We start from the raw sequence: 23,507 nt of genomic DNA, 5'->3' as shown, positions 1-23,507 counted from the left end.
CACGGCTGTCACGGCTGTCACGGCTGTCACGGCTGTCACGGCTGTCACGGCTGTCACGGCTGTCACGGCTGTCACGGCTGTCACGGCTGTCACGGTCAGGATGGTCACGGTCGGGACGGGCCCGATCACCGGCGGGGCCGAAACCAGTCCCATCCCTAGGGCTGGGACCAGGTCCGGGCCTGTAGCCCCCCGCCCCCTCGCGCAACTCTTTGTACAGCGCGCGGAGTTCGTCGCCCGGCTCTGCCCCGAGCTCGGCGTCGAGGGTACGACGGGTGGCCGTATACACCGCGATGGCCTCCGCCTGGCGGCCCTCGCGGTGCAGGGCCAGCATCAGCAGGGCCTGGGCGCGTTCGCGCAGCGGATGCTCGGCGGCGAAGGCGCGCAGTCCGGCGATCGAGTCGGCCATCGAATCGGCATGCCGACCCGACTCCACCACGCAGTCGAAGAGCTCCTCCTGAGCGGTGACGCACAGTTCGGTGAGCCGGTCGCGCTGCCGCTGTGCGTACGGTCCGGGCAGCCCGGCCAGCGCCACGCCCTGCGGGAGCGCCAGCGCGCCCCTCAGCTGCTCGTACGCGCCTGCGGTGTCCCCCGCCCCCCGTAATCGGCGCGCCGTGACCAGCCGCTCCTCGAACCCTGCCGAATCCAGCGCCTCGCCGGGCACTCTTAGTGCGTAGCCGCTGCACGACGACACCAACAGGCGCGCGGGCTGCCGAGGTTTCCGGTCCGGCTCCAACAAGCCGCGCAGCCGCGAGACGTACGTACGCAGAGTGCCCACCGCCCGAGGCGGCGGCCGCTCGCCCCACAGCGCGTCGACCAACTGCGGTACGGATACAGGCCGGCCCGCATGCAGAAGCAGCACCGCCAGCATGGCGCGCTGCTGCGGCGGGCCGAGATTCAGCGGACGGTCCCCCCTCCAGGCGCGCACCGGGCCGAGCACCTGGAAGCGCAACTGGTCCCCCCGGACCGGACTGCTTGCGTCCTCCGCGCCCTCCATGTCGTCCGCATCGCCGCGCACTGCCTGCTCGCCCCCCCTGCCCATGTCGTCCTGCGATGCCACCCCTTTGGACCAGCACTGATGTACCAGCTGGACCAAACGGTAGCTCAGCGCACGGACACCAGTTCCCCAATGCCGACCCCAGAACGTCCGATATTGGACCACTATTTACTCCCCCCTTTCTCCGGCCACGAGAGCTGCTCGCCGGTGCTCGCCGACACTCACCTGTGTCCGACAGGGCAACCGCTCTGCCCCTTCGGCTCCCGTTCCGCCTCTGGATACGGCCTCGACTCCGGCCGAAAATCGGCAGCGGGGCCACCCAGGACGGACCACGGACCAACGAGCCACCGGCCGCCAGAACGGAGCCATCGTGCACGCACACGAACGGCGGGCCACGGGAGAGGAATCGGTGCCACGCACCGCGCCACGCGGCCCCGAACGCCCCCGCACCCCCGCCTCAGCCCTGACCGGCCACCGGCCGGACGCTCTGCGCACCCTCCAACGGACAGCGGGCAATGCGGCGGTCGCCCGCGCGCTGGCCCCAGCACCGGAGAACGCAACCGACCCACAACACGCACACGACCCACAACGAACACAGCGCGCACAACACACGCAGCACGCACAGCGCCCACAGCACATACAGCGGTACGCGGAGGGAGAGGCCGCCCTCGGCTTCGACAAGGTCTCCACGAACGGCGGCATCGCCGTCCGGGGCCGCTACGAGGCATACGCCGACGCCGACATGATCACGGCCGCCGCACACCGCCTCGACGCCCAGGACCGGGTGGCGATCACCCTGGAGCGCGGGGCTGCGGTGCAGGTCGGTGAGCGCACCCTGTATCGGGTGCTGCCCGTGTACAAGGACGCGGCCAGGGCCGAGGCCGCCGTACGGGCCGCCGGCCGGGCCCCAGAGGGGGCCGGTCACGAGCCCGTGAGCGGGGACAGTGCGGCGCGGCGCGACGACAAGCGTGCGGCATACCAGCGGTCCCTGGCCGACCCCCCTGAAGCCCAGCAGCTCATCGCGCTCACCCGGCGCATCGTGACGGCAATCCAGGCACGGACCCAACCCCCGGGCCCCGACGTCGCCGGCCTGCGGGCCGAAGCCATGCGGCTGGCGATGGCCACCATGGGCGGTGGCTGGGTCGCCGCCCGGTTCCCCTACCCGGAACGCTCCGGCCGGGAAGGGCTGTCGGACCTCGCCGTCCTCATGCCGGGCCTGACCGCCGACTTCCTCTCCGGACTCCCCGCCGTCGAGAACCAGGAGAGCCTGGTGCACGAGCTGCTCATCACTCTCCCCAATGACTGCCAGGGAGCGGCGGCGCAGCTCATCGGCAGGCCGGCGGACGGCGGCCTCAGTGTGCGACGCGACGCACCCACCGTGGGCGAGAACCACTTCGTCGACCTGACCGGAGCGGCCCCGGACGGCTGGGCAAATCACTTCGCCGCCGTCATCCTGCGCGACGGTCACGACAGCCTCACGTACGAGGCAGCCGCCGACCGCACCAGCGCAGTTCAGCACGGCAAGTCCCTCGGCTACTTCGCGCTGTACGGCCCGCCCGGGAGCGACCAGTCCTTCGACGCGGTCATCCGCGCCCAGAACCTGGCCTACGCGGCGCGGGCGGCGCCCCCCCCACGTGACCGAACGGGCAGCGCGCTCTGCCCCCGACGGCGCCCGTTCGTCTCTACAGCCGGGCCCGCGCGTCGGCCAAGGTCGAGAGCGTAGGCAGGAACGGCAGCAGTGGGTACGGGGGAGGAACGTCATGCGGGCACAGGATCGGCAGCCCGGCGCGGGGAGCGACCGCTTGGGGGCGGCACGCGCCGTCCGTACGACGTCCTCCCCCGCTTCCGACGCGGCCCGCCAGGCAGCGGCCGGCGAGGCGGAGCGCCTTACCCCGGAGGCGGCCGCAGCCCTCCAACGGGCCGCGGGCAACGCGGCGTTCTCGGCCGCCATGGCCGCCCGGGAACAGCACCAGCACGGCCCGGCCTGCGGCCACACCGCACCCCCGCCCGTACAGCGCTCGGCCGTCCAGGACGTCCTGCGCACCCCGGGACGCCCCCTCGACGATCCGGTCCGCACGGACATGGAATCCCGCCTCGGCGCCGACTTCTCCGATGTGCGCGTACACACGGACACCGCCGCCCACGAATCGGCCGAATCGGTCAACGCCCATGCGTATACGTCCGGTTCGCACATCGTCTTCCAGCGCGGCCGATACGACGCTTCCTCCGCCTCGGGCCGTCACATGCTGGCCCATGAGCTCACCCACGTCATCCAGCAGCGCAGCGGCCCGGTCGCGGGGACGGACCGCGGCGACGGGACGAAGGTGAGCGACCCGTCCGACCGGTTTGAGCGGGAGGCGGAGGCGAACGCGGCACGTGCCATGTCGCCGGGTGCCGCAGCCGTCCAGCGAGCGACGGCACACGGTATGCCGCACCCCCCGGAGGCCTCCGGCCCGCGGGCCGGCCACGCCGAGGTGCAACGCGCCATGCACATGGCCAACGCCGACGAGCGGATCTACAAGGACAGCAACGACGAGGCGGAGGACTACGCCTACCTCTACCGCTTGGACAGCCACGGCCCGCTGTTCGTGACACACACAGCCCTCAGGAGGTTCCGGGAGCAGGTCGCGCAGGCGGAGGGCGACCCCGTCGACCATGTGGCAGCTCTCGGCGACATCTACGCCCTGCACTCCCGTGAAGACCGGCTCGTCAGGATCAATGACGCGCTGGGACGGGCCGCCAAGGGCGTGGCACGGCATGCGTACGACAAGGGTGCCTCCGTCTGGCAGACCGGCGGCGGTTCCCGGCTCCCCGCCGCGCGCGGCTACCTCATCACCCTCGGAATGAACCGGAACGAGGCGCTGGAGACCCTGGGCGCCCAGCTCGACGGCTTTCCGCATGTCGAGTTCCAGAAGGCCACCAGGGAAGACCAGTACCAAGCGCTGAAGAACGAACTGACCGCCGAATTCGGCGACAACTGCTACGAGCACAGCGCTCATGAGCGGAAGATTTTCTACGTATCGACCGTGCGCCAGAAGCGGTCTGACACGCACAGCGTGCGCACCGGGGGCCAACGGCGCGACGACGCCTTCTTCGCGAGTCTCCGTCCCGGGACGGAGGACTGGGATGGCGTGCACCGGGAGTTCCGTGAGCTTCCGGCTGCGGATGCCACCTCGGGCTGGGTGAGCGGCCGGACGATTTCCTCCATGGACCGCGGTGCGGGCCAGGACGCCGCCATGCACAACTGGAATGCGCTCGCTGCGGCGTCCTATGCCCGTCAATTCCTCGGTATGCAGCTTCCGTTGGACCAGAATTGGGAGTGGCTGCACGTACGAGGTGCCCAACTCGGCGGCCGCACCGAGGGTGGCAATCTCGTGCCCGGACTCTTCTCCGCGAACTCGGCCATGATTCCCTGGGAGAACATGATTCTCGATTGGGCCGGGGCCGGAGCCGACACGTTTTGGGCGAAATTCGACGCCGAACCGATACCCGGCACTCCTTTCGCGAAGTCCATTCGGCTGAGCATCAAGGCCGTGGGCCATCCACAACTGGGAAGCCTGGAAGGAGTTCTCGGCTCCTTCGATCCGCTCTCCGGCAGAACGGTCGACAAACTCGCCGGAGAATTCGTCAAGCGCGCGGCAGACCAACGTGTCCGGTCCGTTGGCTGACCAGGATAGGCCTCCCGCCGATCCGCCTGACCAGTCCTGAACCACAGAGGAATTCCGAACCACGTAGGAAAGGGGCGCCATGCCCACCTATCTGTCCCCCGGCGTATACGTCGAGGAAGTCGCCAGCGGATCGCGGCCCATTGAAGGGGTCGGGACGTCGGTGGCGGCCTTCGTCGGCCTGGCGCCCACCGGCCCGCTCAACGATCCGACACTGGTGACGAACTGGTCCCAGTACGTGGCCGCCTTCGGTGAGTTCACGGACGGGTACTACCTCGCGCACTCCGTGTACGGGTTTTTCAACAACGGCGGAACGGCCGCGTATGTCGTGCGGGTCGGCGGGGTCGGCGACGGAGAGCCGCAGGCCGCCGTGGCCGCTGAGGCACCCCAGGCGCTGACGGCCGGGGAGCCGGTCACGCTCGGGACCTTCAAGGTCTCGGCGATCGCGGCTGGTTCCGCCAACGGCGGGGCGCTCACCGTCGAGGTGCAGGACGTCGAGGGCGAGGGAAGCGCCGAGCGGTTCAAGCTGGTCGTCAGGGACGGCGACAAGGTCGTCGAGAGCTTCGACGTCAGCGCGAAGAAGAGCTCGCGGAACTACGTCGTCGCGCAGGTGAAGCAGCGGTCCAGGACGATTGTCGTCGAAGAGGCCGTCCCGGCCGGGCAGTTGGCGAAGCCGGACGCGCAGAGCGTCACGCTGGCCCCGCCAACCCCGGCGCCCGCCACCCCCGCCGCGAACCGCGCGGTCGAGCGGCTCGCCTCCGGCCAGTTCATCGGCGACTCCGCCGACCGCACCGGCTTCGGCGGCCTGGAGGCGCTCGACGAGGTCAACATGGTGGCCGTACCCGACCTGATGGCCGCCTATCAGCAGGGCCTGATCGACCTGGAGCAGGTCAAGGCCGTCCAGCTGGGCCTGGTCGCACACTGCGAGCTGATGGGCGACCGGATGGCGGTCCTGGACCCGCCGCCGGCGCTCAACGCACGCGACATCCGCAAGTGGCGCCAGGAGGTCGCGGGCTACGACTCCCGCTACGCCGCGCTCTACTACCCGTGGATCAAGGCCTTCGACCCGGCCACGGGCCAGACCCGCACCGTTCCGCCGTCCGGCCACATGGCCGGCGTGTGGGCCCGTAACGACTCCGAGCGTGGCGTCCACAAGGCCCCGGCCAACGAAATCGTCCGTGGGGCGGTCGACTTGGAGCTGCAGATCACCCGCGGCGAGCAGGATCTGCTCAACCCGATCGGTGTGAACTGCATCCGGGCCTTCCCGGGACGCGGAATCCGCGTGTGGGGCGCACGGACCATGGCCTCCGACCCGGCCTGGCGCTACCTGAACGTACGGCGCTACTTCAACTACCTGGAGGAGTCGATTCTCATCGGCACCCAGTGGGTGGTGTTCGAGCCGAACGACGAAGCGCTGTGGGCCCGTATCCGGCGCAATATCTCGGCTTTCCTGGTGAATGAGTGGCGCTCGGGCGCATTGTTCGGACAGCGACCCGAGGACGCTTTCTATGTGAAATGTGACGCGGAGACCAACCCTGTCGAGTCCGTCGACGTGGGTCGGGTCGTGTGCGAGATCGGCATCGCGCCGGTCAAGCCCGCCGAATTCGTGGTCTTCCGGCTGGCCCAGTTCTCGGGCGGCGGCGGAGAGCTGGAGGAGTAGTAGCCGGCCGCCTGGCCGTGGGCGACGCCCATCCCCTCCCCCTTCGTCTCCCCCGCCCGTACGGAATTTTTCCATCCACAACAGGAGTGAACCACCTTGTCCCTTCAGCCCGGTGATGCCCTCACCTCACACAATTTCGGCCTGCAGATCGACGGCGTGATGGTCGAATATCTACAGGAGGTCAGTGGTCTGACCATGGAGCAGGACGTCATCGAATACCAGCAGGTCTCGGCGGACGGAAAGCCCGTCGTGAAGAAGATGCCCGGTACGAAGAAGGCCGGCGAATGCACGGTGACGCGCGGTATGACGCAGAGCGGCGCGTTCAGCGAGTGGATCAACAAGTCCATTGCGGGCGATATGGGTTCGGCCCGCAAGAACGCCACGATCATGATGATGGACTACCAGAACAACCCCGTGAAGCGTTACAACATGCGCAATGCCTGGTGCAGCAAGGTGGAGACCAGCGGGGTCAAGGCCGGCGACGCGGCCGCGCTGACCGAGCAGGTCACCATCGTCTTCGAAGAGCTGGTCATCGAGTAATGCGGCGCGACGGCCCGGCGGGGGCGCAACAGCAACGTGAGCCTCTGCGTACGGAATTCGAGTTCGAGTTGCCGCGCGGATTCGTGGACGAGTCCGGGGCCGTCCACCGCAACGGCGCGATGCGGCTCGCGACGGCACGGGACGAACTGATCCCGCTGCGGGATGTGCGCGTACGCGAGAACCCGGCGTATCTCTCGGTCGTGCTGCTGGGCCGGGTCATCACCCGGCTCGGGACACTCGCGTCCGTGCACGACGGGACGGTGGAGAACATGTTCGCCTCCGACCTGGCCTTTCTGCAGGACTTCTATCGGCAGATCAATGCGGAGGGCCACACGCGCGCCGCGGTCTCCTGCCCGCACTGCGAGGAGCCCTTCGAAGTGGAGCTGGCCGGGAGCCGCCTGGGGGAATCGTGACGTACGCGACCGGGCGTATCGAGGAGGAAGTCGCCTATCTCGCCTACCACTTCCACTGGGGCATCGACGACATCCTCGACCTCGAACACGCCGACCGGCGCGCGTACGTGTCACAGATCGCCGCCCTGGTGGAGCGGGCTGAAGGGAAGCAGTGACTGAGGATGGGGTTGTTCAGGTGGCGGCGGGGGTCGCGGGGTGCGCAGGGTACGCAGCGTGGGCACGGGCCTGAGGGCGGGGCGGCTGCGGATACTTCTGCCGGGAGCGCGGACGGTGGCGGCGGCGGTGGCGGTGGCGGATGGTCCGCCATGCCCCCCATCCAGCGGGTCCTGGGGGCACCCCGCACCGTCGCGGATGCCGGCTTCGCCGCGTCGCTGAGCGCACACCGCAATCCCTCCTTCGGAGGGGAGTTGGGGCATGACGTACGTGCCTCGGCACCCGGTGGGGTGCTGCGCGATGCGCTGGTGCCCGTCGCGGGCCGCCCCGTCGACCTCAGCCTGCCGGTTCTACGGCTTCCGGTCGCGGGGCGGGTGGACGAGGCGCCGGTCGGGAGCGTGGAGGCGGTCTCCGGGGGGACCCAGGATGCGGCACGTACGGCGCCCCGGGGTGCGGCACGTACCGAGACCCGGGGTGCGGCACGTAGCAAGACCCTGGGTGGGGCCGCCGTTCAGCGGGCGGCGTCGCCGGGCTCACCGCGTACCCCGACGACTGCCTCGCGCACTCCTCGTCAACCGGCTTCGGGAGGCGAGATGTCGTCCGCGGCCCCGCGGAACGACGCGTCGAGCCCAGCGTCGGTCCGGCCGCCGAGCACGCCTCCGGTCGCCTCGGCGGCCGGACCGTCCGTCACGCCGTCTGCCACGCCGTCCGTCGCACCGTCCTCCACGCCGTCCGTCGCACCGTCCGTCACGCAGACCGTGATGCCGTCGGGCGCCCTGCAGGGTGGACGGCCCGGCCCGGCGATGGCCGAGGCAGCATCCGCGGGTGTTGGCGGGCCGGGCGGGCGTGGCACGGTCGTGCCCGGCGCCAAGGTCACTCCTGGCGCCGGGGCGGTCCCTGGTGCCGCGGCCGTGCCCGCTGGCGGAGCCGATTCCGGTGGCGGACGTGGCGCCGTTCCTCGTGGCGGAGGCGAAGTCGTTTCCGGTGGCGGACGTGGGTCCGCTCGCCCCGCGTCGCGTGACGTGAGGTCCGCTGCCCTCCCCGTAGCCATGCCCGTACGGAAGGCCATAGGCGCACGGTCCCCGCTCACCTCTGCGGGCAAGGTCGCGATGCCGGCGCGCCGACTGCGGACGGCCACCTCGCCGCGGGCGGGTAGCAGCGGCACCACCCCCGCCCCCTCCCCCGCCGACACTCCTCTGCAACGCACCGAAGCACCAGCGCCAACACCGGCACCAGTGCCAACACCAGCACCAGCACCAGCACCAGCACCAGCACCCACTACGGTTCCGGAAGCGGCGCCCCCTGTCTTTCCCCCCTCACCCAGCGCCCCCGCCGCCGAACCGGCGAGCGAGGGTGCGGCACCGGCCCCCGCCGCTGTACGACCCGACATCTCTCAACGGGTCGTACAGCGGCGGGCCGTTGGCCCACGCCGGCCGATCGCCCCGAACCAGAGCAGCACGCCGGAGCCCGCACGGAGCACGGATGCGGCACCCGGCGTCGGCCCGGCGCCGCCGGCCCCGGGCACAGCATCAAGCCCGAGCCCGGCCGCGAGCCCAGCCGCGAGCCCAGCCGCCCCGAGCATCGGCGACCGATCTCGTCGGCCGGTCCAGCGAGCAGTTGGACAGGCCGCCCACGAGCCTGCACAGCGACCCGCAGCAACAGGCGGTCAGCGCCTGGGACTTGGCGCTCCGCTGCCCCCGAGCGCGGACACCGGAAACCCGGTCAAGGCCGCGCCGGTTGCGGCCGCCGACGCACCTCCGGTCCAGCCTCCGGTCGGCGACGGCCGTACGCCGGGCTCCGGACAGCCCTCGCAACCCGCGATCCAACGGAAGCCACTGATCGGCGCACCCGTCGAGACCACCACGATCCATCGCCAGGATGCTGCAGCGACGCCAAAGCCAATGCCTACGCCTACAACGACCCAAACACCGCCCCCGGCTCCAGCTCCGGCCCCAGTGCAGCCTTCGCCCACGCCCACCGAACGCTCCATCCCCGTAAGCCCGTTGACGAAGACACGTACACCAGAGAGCCGCAAATCAAAGAGCCGTACGCCGGAATTCCGCACACACGAATCCCAGACACCGAAATCCCACACGCGGGAACCCCGTACCCCGACGAACCGAACGCTGACGGCCGGCGCCCCCGCTCCCCTGGCCACTCCCCTGGCCGCTCCCCCGACCGCCCGCCGAGCGCCGCTCGCGTCGGCACGTGCGCTGGACCCACTCGCCCGGCAGCGGCCCGCCGGGCAGAGTGCGGAGTCCGCCGCCCCCGCAACGGTGCAGCGATCAAGCACGCAGGCCGCACCCGCCATCCCCCTACGCCCCGTGGCGAGCACGGCGACCACAGCGAACACAGCAGGCATAACTGGACCGGCGCCCGTACAAGCAGGTGTCCCAGCCGTCCCCCTACAGAAACCGGCACAACCACAACCACAACCACTGGCACCGGCACCGCCACCAGCACAGGCACCGCCACCAGCACAGACACAGCCACCAGCTCGGCCCCCAAGCCAGTCGCTCACTCCGTCTCGTACGGTCCGGACCGCACCGGCCGTCCGCAGCATGCCCGTGGTGCAGCGTGCCCCAACCGCTCCCGCTGCCCCGGCCCCGGCCCCGGCTACGGCCCCGACTCCGGCCACCCAACCCCTCGCACCGGCCGCCACACCCAGACCGCCGTCGTCAACCACATCCCCCGGCCGCGCTCCGGCAGCAACCCCCGGGTCGATCCAGCGCGCGCCCCGCTCCCCCACGGCCGCCCTCGCACCACCAACACCCGCAGAAGCCGCCCCACCCGCCCCCACCAACCCCAACACCCCCACCGATCCAGCCGCCCTGGACGCTCTGGCCCGCCGGCTGGTAGCCCCCCTCTCACGGCTGCTCCGCGCCGAGTTGCGCGGCGACCGCGAGCGCATCGGCCGACTACGCGATCACGGCCGCTGACCCGCACCCGACCTGGCCCACACCCGTCCTCCGATCCAGCCCGCCCCACCAGCACCCCACCCGAAAGACCACCCACCATGCCCCAGGCCCAGGACCCCGGCTCCACCGTCTTCTTCAAGCTGACCATCGACGGCCAGGACCTCGGCCTGTTCAACGGGTGCGACGGCCTGGCCTCCGAGGTGGAGGTGGAGCAGCGGCAGGAGGGCGGCAACAACGGTTTTGTCTGGCAGTTGCCCACCCGCGTGACGTTCTCCACGATCCGTCTCACCCGCCCCCTCACCGCCGACACCTCCCGCGTGGCCGCCTGGATTTCGTCGCTCGCCACCGGCATCAGCCGGCCCACCGCCCAGATCGCCGCTCTCCGCGCCGACGGCTCGATCGTCGCGCAGTGGGGGCTGGTGGAGGTGCTGCCCGTGCGCTGGCAGGGGCCGAGTCTGGACCCGGCCAGCCCGGGCGTGGCGACCGAGACGCTGGAGATCGCGCACCACGGATTCACCGACGCGGGAGGTGCCTGAGGTGGCCGCGCCGACCGGCGGGAAGGCGGGCGCGAGTCTCGTACGGGCCGCGCTCGCGATCCACCAGCCCCCCACCGACCTCGGCGGCTCCATCGGCGGCCGCATCGGCGAGGTGGAGTTCCAGTTCAATCCGACCCAGTTGCAACTCGGACGGGAGGCGGAGTGGCACACCCAGGCCGCGGTCGCCTATATGCGGGGTGCTCCGCCCAAGTTCACCGGCACCCGGCCCGCCACACTCCAGCTGGAGGTGTTCCTGGACGCCTCCGGCACCCCGAATTCCGGGAAGGTGCAGAAGCAGATCGAACTGCTGCTGTCCTGCTGCGAGGTGACGGCGCAGAGCGTCAATTCCAAGCGTCCTTCGCCGCCTTGGGTGCGGTTTTCCTGGGGGTCGTTCAACACGGTTCAGTTCGTGGCGTACGTGACGAGCGTCAGCGCCACGTACACCCTCTTCAACCCCACCGGCGAGCCGATCCGCGCCACCTGCACGCTGTCCCTCACCGAGGTGGCCATGCCCACCAAGGGGCAGAACCCCACCTCCGGCGCGCTCTCTGCACGCCGTATCCACCGCACGGTCGCTGGTGACTCGCTCGCCTCGCTGGCCTGGCGGGAGTACGGGGACGCGACCCGCTGGCGGCTGATCGCGGAGGCGAACGGCATCGACGATCCGATGCGGCTTCGGCCGGGCACGGAGCTGCTGCTGCCAGCCGCCGACGAAGGCCATCCCGAAGGCCGACCCGAAGGCCCCTTCGAAGGCCGTCCCGCGCACAGCCCCTCCGGTCACCCCACAATCCAAGAGGCCAACCGATGAGTGAGAAGACGTACACCAGCGTCCTGCACGCCGTGATCGGCGGCGCGCCGCTGCCCGACAAGCTCGCCGCCCTCCTCACCACGGGCTGGGTGGACGCGAGCGTCAATGTGCCGTCCGCCTTCCAGCTCACCTTCAGTGACACGGGTTCGGACATCCTCAAGACCTTCCCGCAGATAAAGGTCGGCGCGAAGGCGGTGCTGTCGCCCTTCACCGACGGGCAGCGCGGCACGCCCATGCTGACCGGCGAGGTCACCGCCCTCGAAGTGGACGCGGACGCGAGCGGCAAGTCGCTGGTCGTACGGGGATACGACCCGGGGCACCGGCTGCTGCGCAATCGCCGCGTCGCGGGCTACCCCAACATGACCGCGAGCGACATCGTGCGCCGTCTCGCCGGCCTCAACAAGCTCTCCATCGGCAAGGTGGAACCCACCCGCACCGTCTACGAGCTGGCCACCCAGCCCAATATCACCGACTGGGACTTCCTGACCCGCCTCGCCCTGGAGAACGACGCGCATCTGTCCTTCGACCCACAGGGCAAGCTGCAGTTCGGCAAGCTCGCCCCGGCCACGTCCGCGCCCGCCGACACCACACCGGCCGCGCAGAGCCCGTACGTCCTGGAGTTCGGCCACAACGCACTGCACAGCCGGATCGCGGTCACCGCCGCCGGGCAGGTCGACAAGGCGGGTGCGCGCGGCTGGGACATGCGGGCCAAGCGCGCGCTGTCCGCGCAGTCCCCGGCCACGGCGAGCAAGGACATCGTCGCCGATATCGCGCCCGGGGCGCTCAGCAAGCCCTTCGGTGCGGCCGAACTGACCGCTACGGACACGCCGTTCACCACCCAGGCCCAAGTCACCCATGCCGCGCGTGCGCTCGCCGACGATGTGGCGGGCTCCTTCGCGGAGCTGGAGGTGGCGGTCACCGGGAATCCGCAGCTGACGCCGGGCCAACCCGTCGCGCTCAAGGGCGCCGGTTTCCCCTTCGAGGGGAAGTACACCGCGACCGGCGTCCGCCATGTCTTCGAGTCCGGGCGGCAGTTCACCACCTGGCTGACCGTGTCGGGGCGGCAGTTCCGGTCGCTGTACGGGCTCGCGTCCGGCGGCGCGGACACGGCACCGCCCATGCCGGGCATCGCCATGGCGCTGGTCAGCAATGCCAAGGACCCGCTGAAGCTGGGCCGGGTCAAGCTGCGCTTCCCCTGGCTGTCGGACACGTACGAGAGCGACTGGTGCCGGGTCGCGCAGCTGGGCGGCGTACGGGGCGGCGGTCTGATGCTGCCGGAGGTGGGTGACGAGGTGCTGGTCGCCTTCGACCGGGGCTCGCTGGAGCATCCGTACGTCCTGGCCGGGCTGTACAACGGCAGGGACAAGCCGACTCCCGACCCGGACGGGCTGCCCGCGGTGGATCCGACCAGCGGCCGGGTCAACTGGCGCTCCATCGCCTCGCGCAGCGGCCACACCGTCGAGCTGGTGGACGCCAAGTCCCGGATGAAGAGCGGCATCAGGTTGCAGACCGGCAACGGCCGCCTCACCGTCCACATGGACGAGACGCGGACCAGCGTGACCATTCGCAGCGACGGCTCCGTCTCCATCACCGGGACCCGCAACGTCAGCATCAAGGCGGGCGGCAACCTGTCGCTGACCGCGGGCGGCTCGCTGACGATGAGCGCCGGCGGGGCGGTCGACATCAAGGCGGGCGCGAAGTTCGGCGTCGCGGCCGGCGCCGTGGCGGACATCAACGCGACCGGCGCCATCAGCCTCAAGTCGGCCGGTGCGGTGGCCGTCAACTCGGTCGGTGCGGTCTCCGTCAGCGCGGTCGGCGCGGTAGCCGTCAACGCGGGCGCCGCGGCAGCCATCAACTCACCGGCCACGGTCACCCTGAACGCACCGGCCGTCCTGCGCAACGGCATTCCCTTCTAAGGGGCTTGAGGAAGTTGAGGGACATGCATCTCAAGGGGGGCACCGGACATGAGTGAGCAGTTCGTCGGCGCGGGCTGGACGTTTCCGCTGCGCATCGACGCCGGTGGCGGCATCGCGCTGGCCCGTCGCGAGCGCGAGATCGAGGAGTCGATCCGGCTCGTCCTCGCCACCGCGCCCGGCGAGCGTCCGATGCGGCCGGAGTTCGGCTGTGCCGTGCACGACATGGTCTTCGCTCCGGTCAACGAGGCGACGGCCGGGCGCATCCGCTACGAGGTGCGGTCCTCGCTCGATCGTTGGGAGCCGCGTATCGAGGTTCAGGACGTCGAGGTCAGCCCGGCGCCCGACGATCCGTCCGTGCTGTTCATCGACGTGCGCTACAGCGTGCGCGACACCAACAACCCGCGCAGCCTCGTCTTCCCCTTCTATGTCATCCCGTCCACGGAGAGCCCGGAGAGCGAAGCCTGATGGCCCTGCCCGCACCCCATCTCGACGACCGTCGCTTTCAGCAGTTCGTCGACGACGCCAAGCGCTATATCCAGCAGCGCTGCCCCGAGTGGACCGACCACAATGTCTCGGACCCTGGAGTGACCCTCATCGAGGCCGTCGCGCACATGGCCGACCAGATCGTCTACCGGCTCAACCGGGTACCGGAGAAGAACCATCTGGCCTTTCTCGATCTGCTCGGCGTCACTCTCTTCCCACCCTCCGCCGCCCGCGCCGACGTCACCTTCTGGCTCTCCGCCCCGCAGCCCGAGCCGGTCGTGCTGCCCGCCGGGACGGAGGTGGCCACCGGCCGGACCGAGACCGAGGAGGCGGTCGCCTTCGCCACCGAGGACGATCTGACCGTCGTGCCCTGCGAGCTGGCCACCGTACTGCGGCAGGAGGCGGGGACCACACCCGAGGACTGCGGCCAGGACATCTTCGGCGGCCGCGATGTGGCCGTCTTTGCGGCCGCCCCGCGGCCGGGCGACACCCTCCTGTTCGGGCTGTCGGCGGCGGTGCCGCGGTGCGCGGCCGTATTACGGCTGGACAGCCGGGTGGACGGGGTCGGCGTCGACCCGCGCCAGCCGCCGCTGCGCTGGGAGGCATGGACCGCCGACGGATGGACGGAGTGCGAGGTCGAGGAGGACTCCACCGGCGGCCTCAACCGGCCCGGCGAGGTCGTGCTGCACATCCCGGCCGGGCACACCGTCTCTCGCGTCGGCCGGACGGATGCCGCGTGGCTGCGCTGCCGGGTCGTCGAGGCCGCGCCCGGCCAGCCGTTCTACAGCGCCTCGCCGACCGTACGGTCCGCCTCCGCGTTCACCATCGGGGGCACGACGACGGTCGCGCACGCCGACGTGGTCCGGGACGAGCCGCTCGGCGAGTCCGCGGGCGTGCCCGGCCAGCGGCTGCGCCTGGCGCACGCGCCCGTCGTCGCCGACCGCCCGCCGCTGCGGCTGGAGGTCTCGGACGGGGACGGCTGGCAGGAGTGGCAGGTCGTCCCCGACTTCGCGGCCTCCGGACCGCACGACCGGCACATCACGCTGGAGGAGGCGACCGGCGAGATCGCGTTCGGTCCGTCGGTGCGCCAACCGGACGGTTCGGTAAGGCAGTTCGGGGCCGTACCGGTCAAGGGCTCGGGAATCCGGGCCACCCACTACCGCACCGGCGGCGGGCGGTCGGGGAATGTAGCGCGCGGCGCGATCCAGGTGCTGCGCAGCTCCATCCCGTACGTGGCGCGCGTGGAGAACCGGGAGGCGGCGCGCGGCGGGGTCGATGGCGAGACGGTGCAGGAGGCGAAGGTCCGCGCGCCGATCGCGCTGCGCGCGCAGGAACGGGCCGTGACTGCCCGCGACTACGAGGAACTGGCGCGGCGCGCGGCCCCCGAGGCCGCCCGTATCGCCTGTCTCGCGGTCGATCCCGCCGAGCGCTCGACGGGGCCGGCGAGCAACTTGAGCGCGTCAGGCGCCGGCCAGACCGGCCAGACCGGCGAGAACGCCGTCCGCGTCCTGGTCGTCCCCCAAGCGGTCCCCGACCGCGGCGGCCGGCTCCGCTTCGAACAGCTGGTGCCCGGTAACGAACTCCTGGGCCGTGTCACGCAGTTCCTCGACGAGCGCCGCCCCCTGGGCACCCGCCTCGCGGTCGGCCCGCCCTTCTACCAAGGCGTCACGGTCGTCGCGACGCTGCACTCCTTCCGGGCGGCGCGGGCCGACCGGGTACGGGCCGAGGCCCTGGACGCGCTCTACGCCTACCTCGACCCGCTGACCGGCGGAGCCCATGGCGACGGCTGGCCCTTCGGTCGTCCGCTGCGCTCCGGTGAGATCTTCGCGGCCCTGCAGCGCGTGCCCGGCGTGGAACTCGTCGACGAGGTCCTCCTGCACCCCGCCGACCCGCTCACCGGCCGCCGCGGCGAGGCCACCGACCGCATCGAACTCACCCCGTCCGCCCTCCTGTTCCCCTTCGACCACCGCGTCCGTGTGATCGAGGCCCGATGAGGGGCACACCCGCGGGGATGGCCTCCCCGCACCCACTGGGCGGCCAACTTCCCGCCGTCTACGCAGACGACGACTTCGCCCAGCGTTTCGTCGAGGGCCTCGACGTCGTACTCGCCCCCCTCTTCAACGTCCTGGACTGCCTGGAGAGCTACTTCACGCCCGCCCTCGCGCCCGAGGACTTCGTCGACTGGCTGACCACGTGGGTCGGCACCGAACTCGACGGGACGGAACCGCTGGCCATCCGCCGCCACGCGGTGGCCACGGCCGTCTCGCTGCACCGCGTACGCGGCACCCGGCGCGGCCTTTCGGACGCCGTCCAACTGGCCTTCGGGGTACGCCCGGAGATCACCGAGAGCGGCGGCGCGACCTGGTCCGCGCGCCCTCTCGGTCCTTTCCCGGGCGCGCCGCGTCCCGGACTGCGGGTGACCCTGCGGGTCCGCGACCCCGCCGCCACCGACCCGTACCGTCTGCACGCCGTCGTCGCGGCGGCCCGCCCCGCGCACCTCCCGTTCACGGCCGAGGTGACCCACCTGCTCACCCCTGAAGGAACCTGACCCATGCCCACCGCCCACACCACCTGCCCCGACTGCGGCGCCCCCGCCCCCCAGACAGGCCAGTCGTTCTGCGACTCCTGCGGAGCCTTCCTGCGCTGGGACCGTCCGGCGTCCCCGTCGCCCTCATCGGCCGCGTCGGATCCGGACCGTACAGCCGGTGCGGCGCATCCGGCTCCCGCAGCCCCTGCCGCGAACGGCCCGGAATCCGCCCCCGGCGCGGGCGCAGCGGACCATCCTGTACGGCCCGACGCCACCACGCCCGCAACAGGCCGCACCACTCCCTCTGCCACTCCCGCTCCCGCCACCGGCGACGGCACCCGCTCGGCCGCCGTCCCGCAGCAGGGCGCCGGCGCAGACAGTCCGGCCGGCCCGCACGGCCGCGAAGCCCCTGCCGCCCCCCGTCCGGCCGGCGAAAGGGGCGTCTCCGACACCGGTATCCGCGCCCTCCTGGTCCCCGTACCGGGCGCCTCCCCCACCCCGCCGCCCGAGACACCCGGCAGCGTGCTGCCGGGCCGTCCCGAGGCGTCCCGGCCCCGGGTCCGTACCCCGCAGGCGGCCCCCGAGCCCGAGCACGGCGCACCGTGCCCGAGCTGTGGAGCGCTCAACGCACCACGCCGGCACTTCTGCCGGAGCTGCGCCAACCCCCTCGCCGACACCGCGCGCGAGGACGCCGAAGGTCCCTTCGCCGGAGAGCGGCCGCGGCTGCACCGCGACCGCACCCGCTGGATCACCCGGGCAGTGGTGGCAGCGGTGATCGCGGCCGCCGTGGTCGGGGGAATCATCGGGGGGCCGCCGGCCGCGCGGGCCGTGCAGGACCACTTCGCCAAGCGCGTCCCCGTACCCCCGGCCACCTGGAAGGCATCGCACGCCGGCCCCAAGAACGCCACGAAGCTCGCGTTCGACGGCTATTCCAACACCTGGTGGGGGACGGGCTATTCAGGCAACTCGGACGGCCAGTACCTGGAGGCCGGGTTCGGCCAGCCCACCGACCTGCTCAACATTCTGATCACCTCCGGAGCTTCCGCACGCACCCCGCAGGCCACCGACCCGGCCCGGCCGCGCGAGTTCGACCTGATCGTGACGGACTCGGCGGGCAAGCAGCACATCTCGCACCCCCGGATCAATGACGGCGGTGTACAGAAGATCGATGTGGCCGTACGGGATGCGATGACCGTACGGCTGGTGCTGCACTCCGCGTACGGCGCCTCGGACGACAAGCAAGTGGCCATCGCCGAGCTGGAGTTCTTCGGCCGGTCGACGAGGTAGTCGGCGGGGACAGGGACAGTCAGGGGACAAGGACGGTCAGGGGACAAGGACGGCCAAAGGGATCACGCTCCCCCGGAGCATGTCGCCGAAACGACGTTCTCCCGGCGCGCGGCTCGCTGCGCGCGGGGGAACCGAGCGGGCCGCTCAGTGCAGTGGCTGGAAGCGGCGCAGCCGCAGGCTGTTGCTGACGACGAACACCGAGGAGAGGGCCATCGCCCCGCCTGCGATCATCGGGTTGAGCAGACCGAGCGCGGCCAGTGGCAGCGCGGCGATGTTGTAGGCGAAGGCCCAGAACAGATTGGCCTCGATCGTGCGAAGGGTGCGGCGGGCCAGCCGGATCGCGTCCGCCGCTGCCCGCAAGTCGCCCCGTACCAGGGTGAGATCGGATGCGGCGATGGCCGCGTCCGTGCCGGTGCCCATCGCAAGTCCCAGATCGGCCTGGGCGAGGGCGGCCGCGTCGTTGACGCCGTCGCCGACCATCGCCACAGCCTGGCCCGCCTGTTGGAGGCGCTGGACCTCGGCGACCTTTTCCTCGGGGTGGACCTCGGCGATGACCCGGTCGATGCCGACCTCGGCCGCCACCGCATGGGCCGCCGCCGGGTTGTCGCCGGTCAGCAGGACCGGGGTGAGCCCGAGCCGCCGGAGGTCGGCGACCGCCTCGGCGCTGGTCGGCTTGACGGTGTCAGCGACCACCAACGCGCCGCGAACGCTCCCGTTCCAGGAGACGAAGACGACGGTACGGCCCTCCGCCTCGGCCGAGTGCCGCGCGTCGGCCAGCTCGCCCGGCACGGGCAGCGCCTGATCGTCCAGCCAGGTGGCGCGCCCCGCCTGCACCGTACGGCCCTCGACCTGCCCGGTCACGCCCCGCCCCTGCGTATTGGCGAAGCCGGTCACCGGAGCCAGAGCCGCCCCGGACCGCTCGCGGGCGGCGTCGGAGATGGCCGCGGCGATGGGATGCTCGCTCGCGTCCTCCAGGGCACCGGCCAGACGAAGGACCTCCTCGGCATCCTCGCCCTGCGCGGCCACCGCCTCGACCAGGCGCATCTTCCCCTCGGTGACGGTGCCGGTCTTGTCCAGTACGACGGTGTCGACCCGCCGGGTGGACTCCAGGACCTCGGGGCCGCGGATCAGCAGCCCGAGCTGGGCACCGCGTCCGGTGCCGACCATCAGCGCGGTGGGTGTCGCCAGCCCCAGGGCACACGGGCAGGCGATGATCACCACGGCGATGGCGGCGGTCAGCGCGGGGGCGGCCGGGGCACCGGTCAGCAGCCAGACCGCGAAGGTGCCCACGGCCAGGACGATCACGACCGGGACGAAGACCGCCGAGATCCGGTCGGCCAGCCGCTGCACCTCCGACTTCCCGGTCTGGGCCCGCTCCACCAGGGCGGCGATCTGCGCCAGTTTGGTGTCCGCGCCGACCCGGGTCGCCCGTACGGTCAGCCGGCCGTGGCTGTTGAGGGTGGCGCCGGTGACCGCGGAGCCCGGCTCGACCTCCACCGGCACGCCCTCTCCGGTCAGCAGCGACTCGTCCACCGCCGAGGCTCCCTCGACGACCTCACCGTCCGTCGCGATCTTCTCCCCCGGCCGCACCACGAACAGATCCCCGACCGTCAACTCCTCGACCGGGACGCGCACTTCCCTTCCGTCACACAGCACCGCGACGTCCTTGGCGCCCAGGTCCATCAGCGCCCGGATCGCCTCGCCTGCCCGCCGCTTCACCCGAGCCTCGAAGAACCGGCCGGCCAGCAGGAACGCCGTCAGCACGACGGCGACCTCCAGATACAGGTGCTCCCCGCCCAGTACGACAGCCCCGGCGCTCCACAGATACGCCGCCAGCACACCCAGCGACACCAGGGTGTCCATCGTCGCCGAACGGTGCCGCAGATTCATGGCCGCTGCCTGGTGGAACGGCCACGCACCCCACGCGACGACGGGAGTCGCCAGGCCAAGCGCGAACCATTCCCAGCCGGGGAAGTGGAGGGCCGGGATCATCGACACAACGACCACCGGCAGCCCGAGCAGCACCGAGACGATCAGTCGGCGGCGCAGCCCGGCAATGTGCGCGCCCTCGGCATCGGCCGCCTCTTCCTCCGCGGGTGGGGCATCGGTCCGGGACACCTCAGCCCCGTAACCGATGGCCGCAACGGCAGCGATCATCTCCGCAACGCCGACGGCGGGATTCTCCCGCGTGACGCGGGCGGTCGAGGTGGCCAGGTTCACCGACGCGGTCACGCCGGGCAGCTTGCCCAGCTTCCGTTCGACCCGCGCCACACACGAGGCGCAGGTCATCCCGGTGATGGTCAGCTCTATGGACTGCTCGGCATCGGCCCCGGCACTGGTGGCCATGGCGGCACTCCTCACTCCTTGCTCCCTCACCCCTTACTTCCTCACTCCTCTCTTTTCAGTCTCGTACGGCCGGTGCCACGCGGTGAAGCGCTTACCAGGTCTGCTTCTGGCTGACGCCGATGATGTAGCCGTTGGGGTCGGCGAAGTAGAGGACCCTCCGGCCCTGGACCTCGGTCTCCTTGACGACGTCCACGACGGGGCGGATGCGATCGATGTAGCCGTCGATGTCGTCGACGGCGAGGTAGAACATGCCGAAGGCACCCATGGGGGCGTCCTGGTCAGTACATTAGTACCGTAACGGCGCCACCTTGATTACATAATGCGGACATGAAGTCCATTTAGTCGCTATCTACATCACCTTAGCCGCCGCGGGACGATCAAGCATGGCGGGGGCGCGGGGCGCCGTGAGCCGCCCTCACCCAGATAGGGCAAGCACCTAGAGGCGCCGCCGGCAACACCGGGGTAGCCGGAACGCCGGTACAGTACTTTCGTACCGTAATGATTCCCGGTCCGTAGGCAGGAACCCTCAGCAAGGACCCTCAGCAAGTACAAGTGCGGTCGCCTAGGAAGCCGGCGTGCCTCTGGGCGCGACCACGTACCGCTTCGCCGCCAGGGAGCGTTTAGCCGGGCGACCGCTTCGCCGAGCTGTGGTCACGTGATGCGTATGCCACGATGACGGTGATCGCGGTCCTTCCGGGCCAGGGAGGCGAGGTGCACGACGCGACGGACGCCGGCCACTACGCGCAGGACGGCCGGACACCGGTCGAACGCATCGACGCGGTGCTGTTCGACATCGGCGGCACCGTCTACGACGACGAGCGTTTCGTGCAGGCGCTCTACCAGGCGACATGCGAACTGGCCGGCAAGATCGACGAGACCGAGTTCTGGGATTTCTACGACGCCGTCCGCGCAGGGGGAATCGCACTGCGCTCCGCGTTCGCCCGCCGGTTCGTCCCCGGCGGCGACGCTGCGCTGCTGCACAAGCAGATCGTGAAGCACTGGGCGTATCCCGTCGAGGCGCTCTACCCCGACGTCCAACCGGTGTTTGCGGCGTTGGCGCGTGAATACCGGCTCGGCGTCCTCTCCAATTCGCCTCCGCAGGTCCGTGACGCGCTGCGCCGTGACGGCCTGGACGTCCTGTTCGAGGCGGTCCTGCTCGGCGGCATCGACACCGCCGAAAAGCCCGACCTGCGCGCCTTCCGTGCCGTGCTGGACCGGATGGACGTCTCTCCCGAGCACGCCGTCTACGTCGGCAACCGCCTCGACGCCGACATCCGGGGGGCCGCACGGGCCGGCCTGCGCACCGTATGGCTGCTGCGCGGAGAGGCGCCGCCGGCCCCCGTCCTCAGTCAGCTGGCCGAGGCCGACGCGGTGATCACCTCACTGCCCGGGTTGCCGTTGGCGCTGGCCAGGCTGGAGAACCGGGCCCCACCGGTGGCACCACGGGTGCGGGGCGTGTCCATCGCGGCGCTCGACATCACCGGCCAGTACCGGACCCGGCAACGCCTGGCCATCGTGAACGCGGCCAGCGTACGCATCGGCTCCACCCTGGACCTCACGCAGACGGCCCAAGAGCTTGCGGATGTGGCCACCGAGCACTTCGCCGACTTCGTCGCCGTCGACCTGATCGAGGACGTCTCCCGAGGCACCGAGCCACGGCGGGAACCGGCAGCCGGGCCGACCCTGCGCCGTGCCGCGCAACGCTCCGTCCTGGAAGGGTGCCCGGAGGCCGTCACCGAGGCCGGGCAGACGATCCGCTACCCGCGCGACTCCCCCATGACCCACGCGCTGACCGCCGGACGACCGTCCCGGCACTGGGTCGATGATCGGGACATCCAGCGCTGGCTGGACCAGGACCCCGCACATGCCCGCACGATCCGCCGGTGCGGGACCCATTCGCTCATCATGGCGCCGCTCCTGGCTCGCGGGACCTTGCTGGGACTCGCCCAGTACCTGCGGCACCGCGCTCCCGACTCCTTCGACGCGGACGATCTGCTCCTCGCCGAGGAGATCACCGCCAGAGCCGCCCTGGCCATCGACAACGCCCGCCGCTACGCCCGCGAGCGCGACACTTCGCTGACACTGCAGCGCAGCCTGCTGCCCCGGTACGCACCCCGGCACGCCGCGCTGGACGTCGCCTCCCGCTACCTGCCGGCCAGCTCCACGGCAGGCGTGGGCGGCGACTGGTTCGACGTCATCCCGCTCTCCGGCGCACGGGTCGCCCTGATGGTCGGCGACGTCGTCGGGCAAGGCATCCAGGCCTCGGCAACCATGGGACGTCTCCGCACCGCAGCCCTGACACTCGCCGATATCGACATGCCGCCCGAGGAACTGCTCACCCATCTCGACGACGTCGTACTGCGCCTGGACCGTGAAGAGGCACCGCAGGCGGGCCGGGCTACGGCACCAGCGGCCGAGGTCGTCGGCGCCACCTGTCTCTACGCGGTCTACGATCCGGTCTCCCGCCGCTGCACGCTGGCCCGCGCCGGACATCTCGCTCCCGCAATCGTCCACCCGGACGGCGGGGTCGACCTTCCCGAACTTCCTCCCGGCCCGCCGTTGGGGCTCGGCGGCCTGCCCTTCGAATCCGCCGAACTCCACCTGCCCGAAGGCAGTCTGATCGCCCTGTTCACCGACGGCCTGGTCCGTTCCGCCGACCGCGACATCGAACTCGGACTCCAGCAACTGCGCCACACCCTCGCCGGGACCGCAGGCTCCTCCCTGGAGCAGACCTGCGACAGCCTGCTCCACACCCTGCTCCCCGACAGCCCCACCGACGACGTCGCCCTCCTCCTCGCCCGCACTCACGCCCTCGACGCCTCCCAGGTCGCCACCTGGGACCTGGACCCCGACCCGGCCGTGGTGGCACACGCACGGGAGCTGACCACCCGTCAACTCTCCGCCTGGGACCTGGAAGAGACGACCTTCGTCACCGAACTCGTGGTCAGCGAGCTGGTCACCAACGCCATCCGCTACGGCCGCCCTCCCCTCCAACTGCGCCTGATCCACGACACCGGCCTCATCTGCGAGGTCTCCGACGCCAGCAGCACCGCGCCGCACATGCGCCGCGCCCGCGTCTTCGACGAAGGCGGACGCGGCCTGCTCCTCGTCGCCCAACTGACCCAGCGCTGGGGCACCCGCTACACCGGCACGGGCAAAACAATCTGGGCCGAGCAGACCCTTGGCGGCACGGCGGTCGGGTCCGACTGAATCGCTTGGCGATGGCGCCAACGACGCCCCCGCAACCGGCGACTCCGTCCA

19 protein-coding genes are annotated in these 23,507 nt (G+C 71.1%); 15 read left to right on the top strand and 4 right to left on the bottom strand.

Translation table 11 applies throughout. The features are described from left to right. Nucleotides 1-1,039: BTAD domain-containing putative transcriptional regulator (locus tag AB0I10_RS18805; protein WP_363153596.1), on the bottom strand; the 1,039-nt coding region annotated here is incomplete at its 3' end. Nucleotides 1,040-1,364: 325 nt separating this feature from the next. On the opposite strand from AB0I10_RS18805, the gene AB0I10_RS18800 reads away from it, so the two are divergent. The 6 genes from AB0I10_RS18800 (at nucleotide 1,365) to AB0I10_RS18775 (ending at nucleotide 7,427) form a co-directional block, all read left to right on the top strand. Next, nucleotides 1,365-2,717 carry a hypothetical protein gene (locus AB0I10_RS18800; protein WP_363153595.1) on the top strand — a complete coding sequence of 451 codons (1,353 nt, stop codon included), beginning with the start codon at nucleotides 1,365-1,367 and terminating at the stop codon, nucleotides 2,715-2,717. Nucleotides 2,718-2,943: 226 nt separating this feature from the next. After that, entirely contained in the window at nucleotides 2,944-4,662 is a 1,719-nt protein-coding gene (locus tag AB0I10_RS18795; RefSeq protein WP_363153626.1) for a DUF4157 domain-containing protein, read from the top strand. 79 nt (nucleotides 4,663-4,741) lie between these two features. Further along, on the top strand, nucleotides 4,742-6,319 hold the full coding sequence (locus AB0I10_RS18790; protein WP_363153594.1) for a phage tail sheath subtilisin-like domain-containing protein: 1,578 nt from the start codon (nucleotides 4,742-4,744) through the stop codon (nucleotides 6,317-6,319). Nucleotides 6,320-6,415: 96 nt separating this feature from the next. Further along, entirely contained in the window at nucleotides 6,416-6,859 is a 444-nt protein-coding gene (locus AB0I10_RS18785; RefSeq protein ID WP_018087540.1) for a phage tail protein, read from the top strand. Next, nucleotides 6,859-7,272: a hypothetical protein gene (locus tag AB0I10_RS18780; protein ID WP_363153592.1), complete on the top strand. Its 414-nt coding sequence runs from the start codon at nucleotides 6,859-6,861 to the stop codon at nucleotides 7,270-7,272. The genes AB0I10_RS18785 and AB0I10_RS18780 overlap by 1 nt, the downstream gene beginning before the upstream one ends. After that, nucleotides 7,269-7,427: a DUF6760 family protein gene (locus AB0I10_RS18775; RefSeq protein WP_085927347.1), complete on the top strand. Its 159-nt coding sequence runs from the start codon at nucleotides 7,269-7,271 to the stop codon at nucleotides 7,425-7,427. Before AB0I10_RS18780 ends, AB0I10_RS18775 begins: the two co-directional genes overlap by 4 nt. Before the next feature lie 569 nt (nucleotides 7,428-7,996). On the opposite strand, the gene AB0I10_RS18770 is transcribed toward AB0I10_RS18775, so the two are convergent. Then, nucleotides 7,997-8,176, bottom strand: coding sequence for a hypothetical protein (locus AB0I10_RS18770; RefSeq protein WP_363153591.1), 180 nt, complete (start codon nucleotides 8,174-8,176; stop codon nucleotides 7,997-7,999). 1,819 nt (nucleotides 8,177-9,995) lie between these two features. On the opposite strand from AB0I10_RS18770, the gene AB0I10_RS18765 reads away from it, so the two are divergent. The 8 genes from AB0I10_RS18765 to AB0I10_RS18730 all read left to right on the top strand — a co-directional run bounded on the left by AB0I10_RS18765 (nucleotide 9,996) and on the right by AB0I10_RS18730 (nucleotide 17,900). Beyond that, complete coding sequence (locus AB0I10_RS18765) at nucleotides 9,996-10,364, top strand: hypothetical protein (protein WP_363153590.1); 369 nt, start codon at nucleotides 9,996-9,998, stop codon at nucleotides 10,362-10,364. A gap of 77 nt (nucleotides 10,365-10,441) precedes the next feature. Continuing rightward, nucleotides 10,442-10,879 carry a phage tail protein gene (locus AB0I10_RS18760; protein ID WP_327227577.1) on the top strand — a complete coding sequence of 146 codons (438 nt, stop codon included), beginning with the start codon at nucleotides 10,442-10,444 and terminating at the stop codon, nucleotides 10,877-10,879. A 1-nt stretch (nucleotide 10,880) separates the two neighbouring features. Then, on the top strand, nucleotides 10,881-11,687 hold the full coding sequence (locus AB0I10_RS18755; RefSeq protein ID WP_363153589.1) for a LysM peptidoglycan-binding domain-containing protein: 807 nt from the start codon (nucleotides 10,881-10,883) through the stop codon (nucleotides 11,685-11,687). After that, entirely contained in the window at nucleotides 11,684-13,603 is a 1,920-nt protein-coding gene (locus tag AB0I10_RS18750) for a VgrG-related protein (protein ID WP_363153588.1), read from the top strand. Before AB0I10_RS18755 ends, AB0I10_RS18750 begins: the two co-directional genes overlap by 4 nt. 48 nt (nucleotides 13,604-13,651) lie before the next feature. Beyond that, nucleotides 13,652-14,068 (top strand): GPW/gp25 family protein, encoded by a 417-nt coding sequence (locus AB0I10_RS18745; RefSeq protein WP_363153587.1) that lies wholly within the window; start codon nucleotides 13,652-13,654, stop codon nucleotides 14,066-14,068. After that, the gene (locus AB0I10_RS18740) at nucleotides 14,068-16,080 is read left to right on the top strand and encodes a putative baseplate assembly protein (protein ID WP_363153586.1); all 2,013 of its coding nucleotides are present in this window, start codon (nucleotides 14,068-14,070) and stop codon (nucleotides 16,078-16,080) included. The genes AB0I10_RS18745 and AB0I10_RS18740 overlap by 1 nt, the downstream gene beginning before the upstream one ends. Beyond that, nucleotides 16,077-16,634: a phage tail protein gene (locus AB0I10_RS18735; protein ID WP_363153585.1), complete on the top strand. Its 558-nt coding sequence runs from the start codon at nucleotides 16,077-16,079 to the stop codon at nucleotides 16,632-16,634. Before AB0I10_RS18740 ends, AB0I10_RS18735 begins: the two co-directional genes overlap by 4 nt. A 3-nt stretch (nucleotides 16,635-16,637) precedes the next feature. Further along, the gene (locus tag AB0I10_RS18730; RefSeq protein ID WP_363153584.1) at nucleotides 16,638-17,900 is read left to right on the top strand and encodes a hypothetical protein; all 1,263 of its coding nucleotides are present in this window, start codon (nucleotides 16,638-16,640) and stop codon (nucleotides 17,898-17,900) included. 144 nt (nucleotides 17,901-18,044) lie between these two features. Here AB0I10_RS18730 and AB0I10_RS18725 read toward each other — a convergent pair whose 3' ends face one another. Next, entirely contained in the window at nucleotides 18,045-20,246 is a 2,202-nt protein-coding gene (locus AB0I10_RS18725) for a heavy metal translocating P-type ATPase (protein WP_363153583.1), read from the bottom strand. 91 nt (nucleotides 20,247-20,337) lie between these two features. Continuing rightward, complete coding sequence (locus AB0I10_RS18720; protein ID WP_363153582.1) at nucleotides 20,338-20,511, bottom strand: hypothetical protein; 174 nt, start codon at nucleotides 20,509-20,511, stop codon at nucleotides 20,338-20,340. Between the two features lie 446 nt (nucleotides 20,512-20,957). On the opposite strand from AB0I10_RS18720, the gene AB0I10_RS18715 reads away from it, so the two are divergent. Further along, nucleotides 20,958-23,456 carry an HAD-IA family hydrolase gene (locus AB0I10_RS18715; RefSeq protein WP_363153581.1) on the top strand — a complete coding sequence of 833 codons (2,499 nt, stop codon included), beginning with the start codon at nucleotides 20,958-20,960 and terminating at the stop codon, nucleotides 23,454-23,456. Nucleotides 23,457-23,507 lie beyond the last annotated feature (51 nt).

Origin of the sequence: Streptomyces sp. NPDC050636 (assembly GCF_040654775.1) — a bacterium.
Classification (GTDB): domain Bacteria; phylum Actinomycetota; class Actinomycetes; order Streptomycetales; family Streptomycetaceae; genus Streptomyces.
Note: the sequence above shows the minus strand (reverse complement) of the source record. Positions and strands in the feature narration are given on the sequence as shown.

Coding starts and splice junctions, on each gene's coding strand:
- AB0I10_RS18725 (WP_363153583.1), bottom strand. CDS start 20,246: ATGGCCACCAGTGCCGGGGCCGATGCCGAGCAGTCCATAGAGCTGACC.
- AB0I10_RS18740 (WP_363153586.1), top strand. CDS start 14,068: ATGGCCCTGCCCGCACCCCATCTCGACGACCGTCGCTTTCAGCAGTTC.
- AB0I10_RS18790 (WP_363153594.1), top strand. CDS start 4,742: ATGCCCACCTATCTGTCCCCCGGCGTATACGTCGAGGAAGTCGCCAGC.
- AB0I10_RS18795 (WP_363153626.1), top strand. CDS start 2,944: ATGGCCGCCCGGGAACAGCACCAGCACGGCCCGGCCTGCGGCCACACC.
- AB0I10_RS18780 (WP_363153592.1), top strand. CDS start 6,859: ATGCGGCGCGACGGCCCGGCGGGGGCGCAACAGCAACGTGAGCCTCTG.
- AB0I10_RS18760 (WP_327227577.1), top strand. CDS start 10,442: ATGCCCCAGGCCCAGGACCCCGGCTCCACCGTCTTCTTCAAGCTGACC.
- AB0I10_RS18750 (WP_363153588.1), top strand. CDS start 11,684: ATGAGTGAGAAGACGTACACCAGCGTCCTGCACGCCGTGATCGGCGGC.
- AB0I10_RS18735 (WP_363153585.1), top strand. CDS start 16,077: ATGAGGGGCACACCCGCGGGGATGGCCTCCCCGCACCCACTGGGCGGC.
- AB0I10_RS18720 (WP_363153582.1), bottom strand. CDS start 20,511: ATGGGTGCCTTCGGCATGTTCTACCTCGCCGTCGACGACATCGACGGC.
- AB0I10_RS18745 (WP_363153587.1), top strand. CDS start 13,652: ATGAGTGAGCAGTTCGTCGGCGCGGGCTGGACGTTTCCGCTGCGCATC.
- AB0I10_RS18730 (WP_363153584.1), top strand. CDS start 16,638: ATGCCCACCGCCCACACCACCTGCCCCGACTGCGGCGCCCCCGCCCCC.